The 16598-nt window shown below is 41.8% G+C and carries 15 protein-coding genes; 12 read left to right on the top strand and 3 right to left on the bottom strand.

The genetic code is table 11. The features are described 5' to 3' along the window. The first annotated feature begins 44 nt into the window (after window positions 1–44). From ASD40_RS24405 to ASD40_RS24390, 4 genes are all read left to right on the top strand, one after another. Complete coding sequence (locus ASD40_RS24405) at window positions 45–947, top strand: carbohydrate ABC transporter permease (RefSeq protein WP_057305737.1); 903 nt, start codon at window positions 45–47, stop codon at window positions 945–947. Between the two features lies 1 nt (window position 948). Then, entirely contained in the window at window positions 949–1779 is an 831-nt protein-coding gene (locus ASD40_RS24400) for a carbohydrate ABC transporter permease (protein WP_057305736.1), read from the top strand. A gap of 105 nt (window positions 1780–1884) precedes the next feature. Continuing rightward, entirely contained in the window at window positions 1885–3039 is a 1155-nt protein-coding gene (locus ASD40_RS24395; protein ID WP_057305735.1) for a glycoside hydrolase family 88 protein, read from the top strand. Between the two features lie 57 nt (window positions 3040–3096). Next, window positions 3097–3357, top strand: a complete 261-nt coding sequence (locus ASD40_RS24390; RefSeq protein ID WP_057305734.1) for a hypothetical protein — start codon at window positions 3097–3099, stop codon at window positions 3355–3357. Between the two features lie 214 nt (window positions 3358–3571). Here ASD40_RS24390 and ASD40_RS24385 read toward each other — a convergent pair whose 3' ends face one another. Then, on the bottom strand, window positions 3572–4453 hold the full coding sequence (locus ASD40_RS24385; protein ID WP_057305733.1) for a LysR family transcriptional regulator: 882 nt from the start codon (window positions 4451–4453) through the stop codon (window positions 3572–3574). 334 nt (window positions 4454–4787) lie between these two features. Between ASD40_RS24385 and ASD40_RS24380 the strand changes: the two genes are divergently transcribed. The 3 genes from ASD40_RS24380 (at window position 4788) to ASD40_RS24370 (ending at window position 8127) form a co-directional block, all read left to right on the top strand. Continuing rightward, entirely contained in the window at window positions 4788–5972 is a 1185-nt protein-coding gene (locus tag ASD40_RS24380; RefSeq protein WP_057305732.1) for an MFS transporter, read from the top strand. A 16-nt stretch (window positions 5973–5988) separates the two neighbouring features. Next, on the top strand, window positions 5989–7314 hold the full coding sequence (locus tag ASD40_RS24375) for an ISL3 family transposase (RefSeq protein ID WP_057305731.1): 1326 nt from the start codon (window positions 5989–5991) through the stop codon (window positions 7312–7314). Between the two features lie 156 nt (window positions 7315–7470). Beyond that, entirely contained in the window at window positions 7471–8127 is a 657-nt protein-coding gene (locus ASD40_RS24370) for an FMN-dependent NADH-azoreductase (RefSeq protein WP_057305730.1), read from the top strand. A gap of 138 nt (window positions 8128–8265) precedes the next feature. Here ASD40_RS24370 and ASD40_RS24365 read toward each other — a convergent pair whose 3' ends face one another. Together ASD40_RS24365 and ASD40_RS24360 are read right to left on the bottom strand one after the other, a co-directional pair. After that, window positions 8266–8961: an alpha/beta fold hydrolase gene (locus ASD40_RS24365; protein WP_057305729.1), complete on the bottom strand. Its 696-nt coding sequence runs from the start codon at window positions 8959–8961 to the stop codon at window positions 8266–8268. A gap of 253 nt (window positions 8962–9214) precedes the next feature. After that, window positions 9215–9511: an ArsR/SmtB family transcription factor gene (locus tag ASD40_RS24360; RefSeq protein WP_057305728.1), complete on the bottom strand. Its 297-nt coding sequence runs from the start codon at window positions 9509–9511 to the stop codon at window positions 9215–9217. Window positions 9512–9900: 389 nt separating this feature from the next. Between ASD40_RS24360 and ASD40_RS24350 the strand changes: the two genes are divergently transcribed. The 5 genes from ASD40_RS24350 to ASD40_RS24330 all read left to right on the top strand — a co-directional run bounded on the left by ASD40_RS24350 (window position 9901) and on the right by ASD40_RS24330 (window position 16069). Next, window positions 9901–10713: an MOSC domain-containing protein gene (locus tag ASD40_RS24350; protein ID WP_057305726.1), complete on the top strand. Its 813-nt coding sequence runs from the start codon at window positions 9901–9903 to the stop codon at window positions 10711–10713. A gap of 230 nt (window positions 10714–10943) precedes the next feature. After that, window positions 10944–12188: an MFS transporter gene (locus ASD40_RS24345; protein WP_235549364.1), complete on the top strand. Its 1245-nt coding sequence runs from the start codon at window positions 10944–10946 to the stop codon at window positions 12186–12188. Between the two features lie 245 nt (window positions 12189–12433). Continuing rightward, on the top strand, window positions 12434–13885 hold the full coding sequence (locus ASD40_RS24340; RefSeq protein ID WP_057305725.1) for a spore germination protein: 1452 nt from the start codon (window positions 12434–12436) through the stop codon (window positions 13883–13885). 22 nt (window positions 13886–13907) lie between these two features. Further along, window positions 13908–14996: a GerAB/ArcD/ProY family transporter gene (locus ASD40_RS24335; RefSeq protein ID WP_057305724.1), complete on the top strand. Its 1089-nt coding sequence runs from the start codon at window positions 13908–13910 to the stop codon at window positions 14994–14996. Further along, a complete protein-coding gene (locus ASD40_RS24330) occupies window positions 14921–16069 on the top strand; it encodes a Ger(x)C family spore germination protein (RefSeq protein WP_082562418.1) in 1149 nt (382 codons plus the stop codon). Before ASD40_RS24335 ends, ASD40_RS24330 begins: the two co-directional genes overlap by 76 nt. Window positions 16070–16598 lie beyond the last annotated feature (529 nt).

Here is a 16598-nt window from a genome sequence, read left to right as displayed (position 1 = left end):
TTTTCCTGCTACTACCTTCAAAGTCCAATAGGAGGCATAAGAGAATGACAACCATACAGCCTGTGAAGAGAAAAAGAAAATGGCTCCCCTTTTCCGTCGTGTTTCTTATTCCTGCGCTGATCCTCTATACCTTGTTCGTCATGGCACCAACAGCGAGCAGTATCTACCTCAGTTTTACTTCCTGGGATGGTGTTAGTCCTGATATTCGCTTCATTGGACTTGATAACTTCGTGGAGATGTGGCACAGCGAGCGCGTGCATAATGCACTGAAAAACACGTTAATCCTGTCCGTTGTCTTAGTTATTATAGAAAATGCCGTTGCCCTGCTGCTGGCGATGCTGGTAGATCAGGTGAAATGGTTCCGCAATTTATTTCGCAGTATTTTTTACTTCCCGACATTACTCAGCGGGATTGTAATGGGATTTGTCTGGACGATTATTCTGAATTATAACTTTGGAGTTGTTACACAATTGCTCGATAAGCTTCATCTTTCCTTCTTGAAAATCGATTGGCTTGGAAATCCGGATTACGCATTGATCGCTATCATTTTTGCAACTGTATGGAAAGGCGCCGGCTATTATATGATTATTTATTTGGCCGGTCTGCAAGGTATTCCGCCAGAGCTGTCGGAAGCGGCAAGCATTGACGGTGCGAACCGCTGGCAGCAATTCCGCCATATCACGTTCCCTCTGCTCGCAGGTGCTTTTACGGTATGTATGATGCTGTCGATGATTGCGTCCTTAAAAATATTCGATCAGATTGCCGTCATGACGGATGGTGGACCTGGTTTTGCGACAGAAACACTAACGTACATTATTTACAAAGTCGGCTTTGGCGAGCTGCGGCAAGGCTTCGGAACAGCGCTATCGCTTGTCTTATTTATCCTGATCCTGATCGTTTCACTCGTCCAAATTAAGCTGCTTCGCAGCAGGGAGGTGCAGTTATAGGATGAGAAAGCAGAAAAATGTGCTGGAGATTCTCCTCTTTCTCCTGACGCTAGTCCTTGCGATTATCTTCTTCTTTCCGATCTACTTCAGCTTGATTTCCGCCTTTAAAAGCAACGGAGCTATTCTGAGGGATGCGATCTCATTTCCGACCAGCTGGTACGTGGATAGCTTCGTCTATCTCTGGACCAAAACCGATTTCCCTAGAGCCATGGTCAACTCGGTCATTTTAACCCTATGCTCGATTATCGCGATGATTGCGGTCATTCCCATGGCAGCTTACGCGATTGAGCGGACGAATAAAAGATGGTCGAATATGGTATATGTCTACTTTCTATCCGGCATGATGATTCCATTTCAAGTCTATATGATTCCACTGTTCAAAGAGATGAAAATGATGGGTTTCTACGGCACCTTAAGTGCGCCGATTCTCATTTACATCTCCGGCTCAGTAGGGTTCGGCGTACTTCTTTATACAAGTTTTCTGAAAGGCGTTCCGCGTGAAATTGAGGAAGCAGCTGAAATCGACGGTTGTTCCAAGTACGGCATTTTCTGGAGGATTGTATTCCCGCTGCTTGGGCCGTGTACGGCGAGCTTGGTCGTGCTGAACGGTCTCGGCATTTGGAACGACTTCCTGATGCCAAGCTTGGTGCTGCCTTCGGATAAGCCCAAGACAATGATCGTCGAAATCTTCGGCTTCGTCGGCGAATATGCGTCCCAGTGGGATATGGTTTTCGCAGGCACCGCGATTTCAATCATTCCTGTCTTGATCGCATTCATCGCGCTGCAGAAATACTTTGTCAAAGGGATCGCAGCAGGTGCAACCAAAGGCTAACATTAGGGGTTTTGTGACAAATCTAAACCTCTCTATCAACCTTCAAGGCGGATAGGGGGGATTTTTAATAAGGAAAAATAAAATGTAGAAAGCGGGCAGAAACGCATGTTAAATGGGCAGGATCAAGCATGGTTGAATGAATTGATTGACAGATTATCAACGAAAATGGATTGGGTCAGTGAGAAGTCCAAGCACAAAATTCCGTACACGACAATTAACGGAACACACGATAATCGCAACGTGGATAATCCTACAGGTACCGAAACGGATGGGATTAATTGGTGGACGAATGGCTTCTGGGGCGGCATGATGTGGCTTATGCATCACGAAACCGGTAACGAGAAATATAAAGAAATCGCTCAAATCTCCGAAAAAGAATTAGATCGCTGTTTTGATGAATTTTACGGCTTACATCATGATGTTGGATTTATGTGGCTGCCGACAAGTGTAGCGAATTATAAAGTAACGCAGAATCCAAAATCTCGCAAAAGAGCGCTGCATGCCGCTGTACTGCTCGCGGGTCGCTTTAATTTGGCAGGTGGCTTTATTCGCGCTTGGAACGATTTAGAGGGTTCTGATACAAGAGGCTGGGCGATAATTGACTGCATGTTCAATATTCCGTTGCTGTACTGGGCTTCAGAAGAAACCGGTGATCCGAGGTTCAAGCAAATCGCGATGAAGCATGCCGATACCGCAATGACGGCGTTTGTTCGACCAGATGGATCTGTCAACCACATCGTAGAATTTGATCCGTTTGAAGGCGGCGTAATTAGATCGTATGGTGGACAGGGCTATGAAGAAGGCTCTTCCTGGACGAGAGGGCAGACCTGGGCGTTGTATGGGTACATGATGAGCTATATTCATACGCAAAAGGAGGATTATTTGCAAACCGCGAAACGGATTGCTAACTATTTTATCGCGAACATTCCTGAGGATGGCGTGATTCCGGTAGATTTCCGACAGCCGAAGGAACCGAAGCGCGAGGATGATACGGCTGCAGCGATTGCGGCGTGCGGTCTGATTGAAATTGCGAAAGTCGTAGGCGAGCATGAAAAGGAGCTTTATCTCGGTGCGGCGCTGAAGTTGCTAAAAACAATGGATAACTCCCGAATCGATTGGTCAACGGGTAGCGATAGCCTGATTCAATTTGGTTCAGCTGCCTATCATTCGGAGAACCATCATCAAGCGATTATTTATGGCGATTACTATTTCATGGAAGCGATTTTCAAGCTTAAAGGGAACGATTTATATCTGTGGTAAAAGAAAGGGAGCACAACGACATGATTCAAAATCCAATTCTAAGAGGCTTTAACCCAGATGCGTCGATCATTCGGGTCGAAGAACCAATACGATACCCCTTATATCCGACAACTGCCAACTACACTGCACATCAGCGAGACGATTGGAGACAGCTTGGATAAATCGACGGTTCGCCCGACTTACAAGGATGCTTATGTGTATGAGCTGGAATATTTCTACGAGGTCGTCACACAGGGAAAGCCGCCAAAGACAACACCGGAGGATTACTTGGAGGATCTGCTAATATTTGAAATGATCATGAAAGCTATTCAACAATAGAGCAGTATCTCGGGAGATTGGATTCACGCGGCACCCGAACTACAACAAAAGAGCTAAGTTTGCGTATGCGGCTTAGCTCTTTTGTTTATAGGAACTAACGAAAAAGAGAAGTTTGAAATAGCTCCTCTAGTTATTCTTATGATTAAAACCACATTCGTTTACATCGCTTACATATTGGATGATCGCGAGAAGGAAGTCGTCGTTGGCCGTTGTGTCAAAGAAGGCACGGACGTGCCATTAAAAGATCTATAAACTCCCTCGCTGCCTTCTCCATATAGCGGTCTTTAAGATAAATCACACCTATTTCCCTGCGTAGAGAAGGATTCGTAATGCGAATTATACTCAAATCTTGATGAGGGTACATCTCTAAAAGTGTTTTAGACAAAATGGATACTCCTGCACCTGATCGGACCAGCATCAACAAGGATCTAATGGTTGTGGTCTCAATTTTTGGTTTTAAATCAAAGCCGAGGCTTGAACATGCCGAATCGATCATCTTACGACAACGATGAGTGCTTGGGAACATAATAACGGGTTCTTTCTTAATCTCTTCAAAAGAAATGGTTTTGTGGTCAGCAAAGGGATGATCCGACTTCACCACAAAATAAAAATCTTCTACATAAAGAGGTACTATTCTTAATCGTTCATCCTCCACAGGCAAAATGGTAACAGCGAAGTCGAGTTCGTTTAGGATGAGAGGTTCTACAACATCTACTAAGCCATTTAGCTTGATTTGAATTTTTGGATACTTTTTATGGAAGTCGACCAGCAAACTGGATACTAATTCATTGATCTCTCCAATTAGCGCTCCAATAGACAGCGTACCACGCTCAATGTGCTGCAGCTCAAAAATCTCTTCACGTGCTCCAGTCAAGGCACCGAAAATAGTGCTGCAATGATTGTGCAAAATACTCCCAGCCTCCGTGATCGCGATTTTTTTACCGATTCGACTAAATAGGGGAGTGCCCATTTCGTCCTCGAGAAGCTTGATCTGATAGCTTAACGTGGGCTGCGTAATTCCTAACCTCTCAGCTGCACGGGTAAAATGAAGCTCCTCGCATATCGCTTTAAAACACTCCAGTTGTCTGAACTCCATGGGAACCCCCTCCTTTTACGCGTATTACATCTTTATTTATTGTAGGTTAAGAAAATTAATTTATCAATAGAGTGATTTTTATTGAAACGATAGAAGAATTCTATTAACCTGCGGAATCAAAACGAGTCGCACAATAAGTATCATTTAAATTTTCGATGGTTTCTATTCAAATTAACATATTGATCTATTGATCCTTTTTTCACTACAATACTTACATGTAATCAAGAAAGGAGGATAGAACATATGAGATCAGGAGGTATAGAAAGAAATTCTTTCTTTGTTCATTAGTTCAATATTATTTGAACTATTAAAATAACCACAAAGGGTGAATAACATGAATAAATTAACAGCTTTATTTTTCGTCATCATGTTTCTTATCGGTACGGATACATTTATCATTTCTCCGCTTATCCCCACTCTTCAGGAATTGTTTCACATCCGGACCGAATATGCCGGTTGGATGGTGGGAGCCTACGCTTTAGGTTATGCCATATTTGCACTCATTGCCGGTCCGCTTTCCGATGGGTGGGATCGCAAAAAAGTAATGCTTTTTGGGATGTTTTGCTTCTCGATTTCAACCATCTTATGCGGCTTTGCCTTTAATTTTTGGTCGATGTTTTTATTCCGCGCTTTGGCCGGATTCGGCGCAGCGTTTACAACGCCTCAAATCTGGGCCTCCATCCCGACTTTGTTTCCTGCGCAGAAGGTCGCCAAAGTATTCGGAATTGTAATGGCGGGCTTGGCTTCTGCCCAAGCGTTCGGCATACCTATTGGAGGTTTGCTTGCTGCAACTCATTGGTCTTATCCTTTCTATACAATCGGCGCATGTTCGCTGCTAGCGACGGTATTTATCTTTTACACTTTGCCCGCAATGAAACCGAATCAAGACCAAAGAACCAAGATGCCAATCTTTAAAAGATATGTCCTGCTATTGAACAGCCGAATGGCGAGAAGATCTTTCCTGGCTCATTTCTTGTTTCAATGCGGATTCATGGCTGCTTTTGCTTTCATTGGAAAATGGATGACAGACCGCTTTGAGCTTTCGGTCGATCACGTGGGGTTCGTGATGTTTTTTCTGGGTCTTGGGAATATGGTGGGGAGCATCGGCGGTGTTTATGTGATCAAAATATTGGGTCGTTTCAACACACTGGTTATTGGCTTTGTTGTTTCCATTGCATGTTTTCTAGTTTTACCTCATTTGTCGTCGGTTTCGGCTTTCGAAGGTGCATACTTTTTCATTTTCGCTAACATGGGAATATCATTTCCGCTAATCATGGGACTTCTGACTTCATTAAATCCGACGATTCGTGGCACGATCACAAGCATGGCCAATTCAGCCATGTACGCTGCGACAACACTCGGTTCTTGGATCGCAGGCTTGCTTTATGCGACTTTTAACGGTTTTACCGCCGTTGGCCTATTTGCGGCTTTATGCATTGTCGGTTCGTTGTTAGCTTTTTTTTCAAGTGGCATTTTGCCTGCTCAGGAGAAAACAAAGAAGGAGCTTGTAGAATCATAAATGCATAGAAACTCAAATGGATATTCTTAATCTTCCAAAATTCAACATCCTAAGTATTCGTGAGAATGAATTTGATTTTCTAATACAGGTGGTGACGAACTCTCCACCTTTAACATGTGCTCATTGCGGATGCCTAACGAACCTCTACAAGCACGATAACAGGGAACAGATTTGTATGGACTTGCCTATTAACGGCAAGCGTGTAGGGCTTCTAATAAAGCGTCAGAGGTATCGCTGTAGAGACTGCAATCGAACCTTTTGGGAACGCTTAGACCACACCATAGACGAGAAGCGAAGCTGCACCAAACGATTATTGTTTTATGTAGAGAAGCAAAGCCTTAAACGCACGTTTGTCAGCATATCTGACGATGTTGGACTGAATGAAAAAACGGTTCGTAACATCTTTCGTGATTACATCAATCGTGTTAAAGAAACGCTTCGGTTTGAAACTCCTAATTGGCTTGGGATTGATGAAATACACCTTATCAAGCCAAGATGCGTTTTAACCAACATGGAGGAACAAACTTTGTTAGACGTTCTGCCCAATCGTAACAAGGAAACCGTTGTAGACTGTCTTTCACGCCTTACAAATAGAGAACGAATACAATACGTAACAATGGATATGTGGAAACCGTATAAGGACGCTGTGAGGGCTGTATTGCCAAAAGCTATTATCATCGTCGATAAGTTTCCCGTTCTCTGTATGGCAAACCAAGCGTTAGAAACCATCCGCAAACAGCTTAAAAAGGGCTTATCGCCGAAGGCACGGCGTGGGCTTATGAACGACCGTTTTATCCTACTTAAACGCCATAAAGAGCTTACAGATATGGATAGGATACTGCTTGACCTATGGACGAGTCATTACCCGTCTCTTGGCATTGCGTATAACTTGAAGGAATCTTTCTTTGACTTATGGGATAGCGATAGCAGACAAAAGGCATACCTCAAATATCACGATTGGAAAGCTAAGTTACCAAATGAACTCCATGCGGCTTTTGGGCCTCTTACAAAGGCTATGGAGAACTGGGAAGAAGAGATATTCGCCTACTTCGACCATCGCGTCACCAACGCTTATACCGAGTCACTGAATAGCCTTATCCGTATCACTAACCGTTTAGGTAGGGGCTATTCGTTCGAAGCCCTACGAGCCAGAATTCTTTTTACAGAGGAGCTTGCAAAGCAACGTAAGCCAAAGTATCAGTGGCGGACCGATACCTATGTACCGGAAGAAAACTTCCCAATGTGCAAAATGCCCGACGTTACTCGTGAACCGGAAGAAACAACTCTGCTTGGTATTGATATTTTCACCTTAATTGAGAAATTGGAGAACGGTAAATTATAAGCCCTTCTCCACCAAAAATTCTCCGAGCACGGAGCTGACGATTCCCGACTTGCTCAATTTGCCGAATATTTTGGACAGGTCTCGGGCGGGAATTCAACACATAGTTCAATCGACGATTTAAATTATCGTTAATAAACCAAAAGGAATGATTATATAATGTCCAAAATGCTAGTTATCAATGCCCACCCCCAAGTGGAGTCGCAACAATCCATTAGTTTGCTCGTACTGAACCATTTCCTGAGCATATATAAGCAGCTAAATCCAACGGAAACTGTAGAGCAAGTCAACCTGTACGGCGAACAGATTCCAGTTGTGGACCATACGGTATTAAGCGCCAGTGATAAACTTCGGAAGGGAGAGCCCCTTACTGATGCCGAACAGCAAGTCACGGATCGAAGGAACGAGATTCTTAAACAGTTCAAAGATTCGACTAAATATGTCATTGCGATGCCACTGCACAATTTTAACATTCCTTCTAAACTGAAGGATTATATGGATACGATTATTATTCCGCGCGAGACGTATAAATTTACCGAGAACGGCTCCGTCGGATTGTTATACGACGGCCGCAGCATGCTCGTTATTCAAGGGAGCGGCTCCGTCTATACGAACGACGATTGGTATACGGAGGTTGAATATTCGCACAAGTACCTTAAATCTATGTTTAATTTCCTAGGGATCGAGGATTATCAAATCATTAGGGCGCAAGGGACAGCCATCTTAAAATGGGAGGAAATTCTGGACAAAGCGTACCGTGAAGCGGGGGAAGCGGCCCGACGTTTGACTGCCGTCAACCATAAAGTTACCGATTAAAGATAACGCCGGCGAAGGGTTCAATCCCCCGCGCCGGCGTTTTTCATCATAACAAGCGAATTATGGCCCTAGCTCCCGTGTTCACGAATTACCGCTCCCTTGCGAGATAAAGGGGTCATGGTACGAAGCTACTCACTTTTAACCAATATTGAGCAGAATGTTACATAGTTGTTCTGGAGTTGAATAGAACGGCGAATGGTCTGAATCCAACGTGAATACTTCCTTGCAGGGAGATGCGGCTTGCATTTGCCTTTGCATGTCGATTGATATGGCATTATCTCGAAGGCCTTCAATGTAATAACGAGGGACTTGACCAAAATTTTTTTCCGTCAGGCTCACCGGTGTCACAAATGGATTCGTGGCTTGTACCTGTAACCGAGATACTGCCCCGACTAAATCCTCATCTAGGCAATTGTTGTAGAACGTATCCTTTGCTTTGTCTGCGGGAACGGTAATTGTGCTCCCATCTTCAGAGACCCGCATATTGGGATTAGGCGGAATCACGAGCATGTTTTGACCATTCTGTAATAGAAATGCGGTTAAATAAACGAGCGATTTAATTCGATTCGGACGGTACTCGGCTGCTTGCGATACAACAATCCCGCCCATGCTGTGCCCGACTAGAATAACCTCTTGATCAAGACCATCAATAGTAGCTACCACACGATTTACATACATGTCAAGCGATACCTCTGAAATTGGGGTTTGGTCTTCTCCGTGTCCGGGTAAATCGATAGCAATTACACGATGACCGGCGGTTTCTAACATAGGAACGATTTTTTCCCAACACCAAGCTCCGTGCCACGCGCCGTGAATGAGCAGATAAGTAGACAACGAAATCACCTCTGAATAATATGTTATAATACGATGAAGTTAAATTTCACACCTGATAACAAGGGACCAAGCCACCTCGCAGCTAGCAGGCAGACGACAAGGGTGAACAATGGACACCAGCGAGGTGCTTCACAATACACCAACTCGGACAGAAAGTCGCGTGAATTCTTTGACTAAATGCCAATTGATACAAAAGATAACTTAGTTTCATAGTTCAAATATTATTGAACTATTGAATAAAAAAAATTTCTTTCTACAACGTATCCAGAAATCCGGGTAAGTAAGTTTGAAAGGTCTCCATATCGATACTCATATACCTCGTTTGAGCTTCTTTTCGTACCTTGATCAATTTCGCCTCCCTTAAAGTCCGCAAATGATACGAATTATTCGATTTTGAAGTACCGTGAATGTCTCCCACTTCTCCGCAATTCATCTCCTTCTTATTGGCATATAGAGTTCGAATGATTTCCAATCTTGTTTCATCAGCTAATGCCTTAAATATTCTGGCCCTGTGCTCATCATTCATTAATTTTTGAGTTTGAGTAGTCATAAAACTATTGTACTAAGAAATCGATACAAATCAAGTCTTTAGTGAAATACCACCATATTCTCCGATTTATAAGTGAAATGTTTTGAGTTTGTCTCCACTTTAAAATCCGAAGAACCGAAAAATAAAACGCCAATCAGAGGATGGTACAAAAGGATATGTGCTGAAAAAAGACATAGACGGTGAGCTACCAAAATCACCCGAGAAAGCCATTGCGAAACAGAACAGAACAGTAGATCGATTTATTTCATCTATTAATAAGATCGAAAAAACGGTATTGATATATGTCTTGAATAAAATTAAAGTTAAGAAAACAAAGTATGCAGGTTCAGATATAGTGGAATGATTAGTGTGAAATGGGGAGAATTATCAGTTTTAAGGAGATGTTACCTATGAGTCAGCCTACTGTAGTATCGTTGTGGAGATATCCCGTTAAATCCATGATGGGCGAAGAATTAAATGCAACCGATATCACAGAAAAAGGAGTTGTTGGAGATCGTAAGTTTGCGTTAATTGATACATCAACAGGTAAACTTGCGAATGCCAAGAATCCCTTAAAATGGCCGAACATGTTCGATTATCGGGCTGCCTATGTTGAACCGCCTCAAGATCCAGCGAAGCTTCCTGTGGTTAGAATCACTTTTCCCGATGGCAGTTGGGGTGTGACAACAGATGGAGACTTAAATCAAAGGCTGACGGACGAACTTTCCAGGCCGGTCAAAATAGCCACGCTTTCATCTGAAACTGAAGATGTTCAATTTGAGGGATATATACCTGACATTGAAGGGCTAAACAATCGGAATACGATTTTTACACGCAGTTCTCCGGAAGGAACTTTCTATGATATTGGTATCATTCACTTATTAACAACGGCAAGTCTAAACAAATTGAGGGAGCTTATCCCGGAAAGCCGGATTGAGGTTAAACGCTTCAGGACCAATATTGTAATCGATGTACCGGATGAAGAAGGATTTGTTGAAAACAGTTGGATTGGCAAAGAGATACGAATAGGCGATGAAGTTGTGCTTCAAGTTACGCAACCTTGTATCCGATGCATTATGACAACCTTGTCTCAAGGAGATCTGCCTAATGACCCATCAGTCTTGCGGGCAGCAGTCAAGCATAATAAGGGAGCCATGGGAGTTTATGCGAAGGTGATCCAAACAGGTCGAATTCGTCGTGGAGATAAAATAGTAATTGAATAGAACAGCCATTCATGGAATCGGTATAATGTCATAGATAAGCTATTAAATAAAAAAGTCCAATGGCTAAAGTCAATTAGCTCATTGGGCTTTTTTGCGTTGGAATTACTCCGGATGAAGCAGCTTTGTTTTCTTATCGGAGCCTCGTAAGCGGACAGTATAGATGATAATAATCCGGGGAAACGTAATTCTAGCCTTCAAGTATATGATCCGTTGGGTGTAAGTGGTTAACATTGAATTATGAAACTAACTGCAAAGCATGGAAGCTGAATTGTTTAAAGAAAGAAGGGATCAGCGTCGAGAAAGAAAGATTATGGAGTCGGGATTTCGTAACGATAAGTTTAAGTCATTTTTTTATCTTCATGACTTTTTATATTTTAGTCGTGACCTTGCCGCAATTTGTACTCGATGAGCTACATGGGAATAAGCAAAGCATTGGACTTGTTATCACGTTTTTTGTCATTACTGCGGTCATTTCCAGACCTTTAACCGGAAAGTGGTTAGAAGAGATAAACAGACGAAAACTTTTAATTATTTCGTTAATTATTTCTACATTATGTAGTTTGTCGTATATATGGATTGACAACTATTCTGTCCTACTCGTATTGCGGTTTATTCATGGTTTTGCTTTTGGGATGGTGACTACATCCACTTCAGCCATTGTTCTGGATACTATCCCTGAACATCGGAAAGGAGAGGGAGTTGGCTATTTTAGTTTGTTTATGAGTCTCGCGATGGTCATTGGGCCTTTTGTAGGCCTATGGATAACAACGCACACTAGCTATGGAGTCATGTTCTTTGCGGTTGTTGTATTTTCGCTGCTGTCCTTATTGTTCGGGATGCTTACAAGCTTCCCGAAGTACGTGAACCATTCAACATCAAACGCAGTTGTCAAAGGGTTTCGACGTTACATTGAGACGTCGGCGATACCCATTTCCATAGCCGGTTTTTTTCTTGCGTTTTCTTATGGTGCCTTATCTACATTTATCTCCGTATACGCCAAAACGCTTGGGCTGGAGCGCATTGCAAGCTACTTTTTTGTCATACTCGCATTGATGATCCTTCTAACTCGACCCTTTACCGGGCGATTGTTCGATCGAAAAGGAGAGCATGTCCTTGCTTATCCAGGAATGATCTTATACATTTTCGGGATGATCTGGTTAAGCCAAGCTTATTCGGCACCTGTATTTCTTATTGCGTCAGGAATTATTGGGCTCGGATATGGTGCTATCTTTCCTAGCTTTATGACCATTGCGGTTAAAGCTTCACCAGGTCATCGTAGAGGAATCGCTATCAGTACGTTTTTAGTGTTTTTTGACTCAGGGTATGGAATAGGCTCCTATTTGCTCGGTATTCTTGCAGCAAAGACAAACTATCACATGATGTACCTTATAGGCGGATTTATCATGATTTTAACTCTTGTAATCTACTACTTATTCCATCATCGGAGGCAGACAAATGGAAAGACTTCAATCTGAAATGTAGTTTAGTTTTTGCACTGCAATTTAAGCCGTAGGAAAAGACCAACAGATGTTGGTCTTTTTTTGTAGTCAATAGCTTGCGGAATCGCGGCACGGAACTGAGAGCGGTGTTCATGGATGAATCTAGATCGGCGCCGATCCTTTGTGAGTAATGTAGAGTATTCATAATAGTCCGTATAGTTGTCCGCTGCAAGAGAGAAAATAAATCGAATTTAAAAATCAGGAAAGAATTGTGATTAATAATGAATTCAGTACCTCAAGTATGGAAAGAGCTTAATGAATCATCCGATTTTTTTTATTTCTATCACAAAACCAACACGGAGCCTTTTTTCATTGGCTATTTTAAATCACTTACTGAGTCAAAGGTCTTGCACGAACATATCCTTGGTACCTTGAGTAAAGATTCGGATGTTTCTTTGGATGATTTGTACAAGTTGATCCCGGTTGCCGAAAAAGAAATGTCCTCCGATTGGAATTACATTCGAAATAAATTATTGCGTGGATATGTAGCCATACAACATGGTCTTCAAAATACAAATTGCCTATTGATCAATGCCGTTTTATCAAAAGGCCGCGACGTAACCAAACCCGAAATCGAATTTAACGTGGAAGGACCGAAAGAAGCCTTTGTTGAATCGCTGGACACCAATCTTAACCTGATCCGCAAGCGAATTCCCATTCCCAAGTTAAGAATAAAAGAGATCATTGTAGGTAGTGTGTCCGAGTCGAGAGTGGCCATTTGTTACATGGATGGAATTACGAATGAACAATATGTAAATACATGTATCCAGCGTTTAGAGAACTTACAATTCGATATGGTGTCAGATATAACCTTGGTTCAACAAATGATCGAAGATAATTCAAACTCCATCTTTCCTCAGTTGCTTGGGACCGAAAGGACGGATCGCGTTGCTTGGAGTTTAACAATGGGGCAGGTTTGTATTTTGGTTGACGGGTCCCCGACTGCGATTCTAGGACCTGTTACCTTGGGATTATTTTTCACCTCCTATGAAGATTATTTTCTGCCATGGATCATCGGCTCTATCATTCGGTTGATCCGCATTATTTCTGTTGTGTTTTCCGTCTTGGCCTCATCCGTATATGTTGCTGTTATGACATATCACGGTCACGGTATTTCAAATATTTTTTTGCCCACGATTATTTCCTCCAGGATAAATGTACCTTTTCCTCCTGTTGTGGAAGTGCTCATTATGGAGCTTGTCATTGAACTATTACGGGAAGCAGGTGCTAGATTACCTACCAAAATCGGACAAACAATCGGTATTGTTGGGGGTATCGTACTCGGTACCGCGGCTGTTGAAGCCGCTCTGACCAGCAACTTTTTATTAATCATTGTGGCGTTGTCGGCTATGGCTTCTTTCACAACTCCCGTTTATCGCATGAGTACAACAATACGTATTCTTCGGTTTCCGTTTATTATCGCAGCACAAGTATGGGGATTATTAGGTATTTTCATTTGTGCCCTTGCTGTTATTACCCATTTGTTGCGATTAACTTCTCTCGGGATGCCTTACCTAGTTCCTTTTTATCCTTTTCGGATTTCAAACCTGTACGATACGGTAATACGTCCTCCATTTTCAAAATTTCATCATCGACCAGGTTTTTTCAGAACGAAAAATCCAGTAAGATTCGATAAGAGAAATGCAAACTTAAAAAAAGACATCGACGAATGATTCAGTTTTGGGAGTGAAATAGTTGAATTCAACAGTTAATGAAAGGTATACCGTATCACCCTATCTGATTTTCGTTGTGATTCAATCGATGCAGTTCGGGTTAGGATTTCTGTCCATGGCGATCAAGCCTATTCAATTGGCCGGCCAAGATGCCTGGGTTTCCGTCCTCCTTTGCGCAATCATTATACATGTCGTCATATATATGATTTATCGAATTCTCAACGATAATGAGGCGGACCTTATACATATCCATCAACAGTTTTTCGGAAAATGGGCGGGTGGTGGTCTTAACCTTATCTTTATCGGATATTTCCTGCTGAATTCTACTTATCAAATTCGGCATTTTATTGAAGTTATACAAGTATGGATATTTCCTGATATGAAAACTTGGCCGCTGGCTTTAGTTTTACTCTTGCTTACGTATTACATGGTTGCAGGAGGATTTCGGGTTATCGTGGGTATCTGTTTGCTTAGCTTAATAAACAATATTCTTTTTTTATCCATGTTTTTTACGGCACCATTTCTTCATTTTAATAATTTATCGCCCATAATGGATCATTCGCCAAGCGATATCATCAAAGCAACAAAGGAATTGACCTTTTCTTATATGGGCGTGGAGATGCTATTTTTTTGTTACACATTCATTAAAACACCAAAAAAGTCGCAAAGGTGGGCACATTGGGCAATTATAGCCATGACAACGATTTATCTTGTCGAAATTATCTATTCAGTGTTACTGTTCAAAACCGAGCAATTATCAACCGAAATTTGGCCGGCATTATCGAAATATAAATTTATTCAATTTCCTTTCATTGAACATTTTGAATTTATCGGTGCATCTGCAACGGTATTACGGTTATTTCCTATCGTATGCTTATGTCTTTGGGCTTCAAGCCGAATGATGAAGTTAATGTTCACTATAAAACAATTGACAGTCTTGCCGATATTTTTGATTCTGATTTTCACTGCCGTATGTTTGATTCCAGATCGAAACAGTATTGAAGTTGTTCAATCGTGGTTATCAAAGATCGGATTATGCATTATTTATGTGTATATCCCATTTATGTACATACTCGATATAGTCAGAATGAAAGTGAGAAGAACGGTATGAGTCGGGTTTTATTCGGACTACTGGCTGCCTGCTTATTGTTAACAGGATGTGTGAAACAACAAATTTTGGATAGAATAAATCTTTTTATTGTCTCTGCATTCGATGAGTCAACAAAGAATCAAATCGAAATTACGTTGGCAGTGCCCAAGTTTCAATCCGGAAAACCCGGTTCTGTTTCAACCGAGTTGTTCTCAAAAGTGGGTCATACAAGCTTGGGTATCAGAGAATTAATGAGTATGCAGTTAGATCGGCCCCTGAATCCAGGGAAACTTTCTGTGGTTTTGTATGGAAAAGATATGGCAGCAAATGGGCTGGCAAAAGAATTGGATGTGTTTTTGCGCAATGCTTTTTTTTCGCGCAGAATGTACTTGGCCGTTGTCGATGGAAGCGCAAAGAAACTGTTGGAAGAAAACTTCAGTTCAAAAGAAGAAAAAGGGATGTTTTTGTACAATTTACTCGATACAACTACACGTAAGGGGCTTCTTCCAAGCCAAAATCTTCACGAATTCGAATATTCCCTTATAGGTAAAGGAATGGACCCGTTTTTGCCGCTCCTTAAATTGCAAAACGGTCAAGTAATGATTTCGGGTACAGCATTATTCAAGAATGATAAGTATGTAGTATCCCTGAATGAAAAACAATCGCGGCTCATGAAACTGCTTCTTACTAATATGAATCACGGTACCATTGAGGTAAAGCTTGACGATGAGTCTTACCTTGCAGTGGAGAACATCGGGTCAAAAGTGAGTTATCGAATCAATCCAGATCCGAAAAGTCCAAATGTGATGATCAACCTTGTCTTAAACGCTAAAATTAGAGATGCAAGGGAGGTTCGTCTTCCAAAACAAGAGCTTCAAAGAATCAAAGATAGTTTAGAAAATGATCTTCACACAACCGGATTGGATCTAATAAAGTTGTTTAAAAAAGAAGGGATCGATCCACTCGGTTTAGGGGATTTCGTAAGGAGCAAAACACGAAATTGGAATGAAGAAGAATGGAAAAAAGTTTATCCAACGATGAACGTGGGTTTGTATGTAAAGGTGAATCTCACGGAAACGGGGATCAAGAAATAGAGGACCCTCGATGAAGAAGATGAAAGCTAAAAAACACTAAGTTTCCAAGTATTATCATTGGCAGCTTAGTGTTTTTTTATATGCTAAGACATACGACGCTTTGTCATTTAGCTGCCATTATAGATTAGGATAAAAATCACTGCTCCTTTTTGTCTTTACCGCTAAAGTAAACGATAACTACTCTGTATTACAATAAAGACATCAAATGAGTTAACAACAATCTGAAGCCTAGGTATATAGAGGCTGGGGGGGATTATTGTGGATGCTGAGCGTTTGGTTTAGGGTTACAAAATAATGTCGAGAAACCGCAGTGACGGCTGGGATACAGTAACATTAAATCGTTGTTTTCTATCAAAAGCTTTTACTGCAATTCAGTGCAGTAGGAGCTTTTTTGCATAGGAGCTTTTATCTTCTCATACAAAATAAAGGTTCCAAAGAAAAAAGTTCTTTGGGACGAGCGTCCGAGCGCCCATTTCGGGAGCATTTGGGTAATTGAAAAAGAGAGCTAATGTAAATCATGGCTCTCTTT

It is taken from the genome of Paenibacillus sp. Root444D2 (genome assembly GCF_001426375.1).
Lineage (GTDB): Bacteria > Bacillota > Bacilli > Paenibacillales > NBRC-103111 > Paenibacillus_E.
This window is presented reverse-complemented; position numbering and strand designations above follow the sequence as displayed.

Excerpts from the sequence above, each read along its gene's own strand:
- ASD40_RS24405 (WP_057305737.1), top strand. The coding sequence starts at position 45 with ATGACAACCATACAGCCTGTGAAGAGAAAAAGAAAATGGCTCCCCTTT.
- ASD40_RS24400 (WP_057305736.1), top strand. The coding sequence starts at position 949 with ATGAGAAAGCAGAAAAATGTGCTGGAGATTCTCCTCTTTCTCCTGACG.
- ASD40_RS24395 (WP_057305735.1), top strand. The coding sequence starts at position 1,885 with ATGTTAAATGGGCAGGATCAAGCATGGTTGAATGAATTGATTGACAGA.
- ASD40_RS24390 (WP_057305734.1), top strand. The coding sequence starts at position 3,097 with ATGCGTCGATCATTCGGGTCGAAGAACCAATACGATACCCCTTATATC.
- ASD40_RS24385 (WP_057305733.1), bottom strand. The coding sequence starts at position 4,453 with ATGGAGTTCAGACAACTGGAGTGTTTTAAAGCGATATGCGAGGAGCTT.
- ASD40_RS24380 (WP_057305732.1), top strand. The coding sequence starts at position 4,788 with ATGAATAAATTAACAGCTTTATTTTTCGTCATCATGTTTCTTATCGGT.
- ASD40_RS24375 (WP_057305731.1), top strand. The coding sequence starts at position 5,989 with ATGGATATTCTTAATCTTCCAAAATTCAACATCCTAAGTATTCGTGAG.
- ASD40_RS24370 (WP_057305730.1), top strand. The coding sequence starts at position 7,471 with ATGTCCAAAATGCTAGTTATCAATGCCCACCCCCAAGTGGAGTCGCAA.
- ASD40_RS24360 (WP_057305728.1), bottom strand. The coding sequence starts at position 9,511 with ATGACTACTCAAACTCAAAAATTAATGAATGATGAGCACAGGGCCAGA.
- ASD40_RS24350 (WP_057305726.1), top strand. The coding sequence starts at position 9,901 with ATGAGTCAGCCTACTGTAGTATCGTTGTGGAGATATCCCGTTAAATCC.
- ASD40_RS24340 (WP_057305725.1), top strand. The coding sequence starts at position 12,434 with ATGAATTCAGTACCTCAAGTATGGAAAGAGCTTAATGAATCATCCGAT.
- ASD40_RS24330 (WP_082562418.1), top strand. The coding sequence starts at position 14,921 with ATGCATTATTTATGTGTATATCCCATTTATGTACATACTCGATATAGT.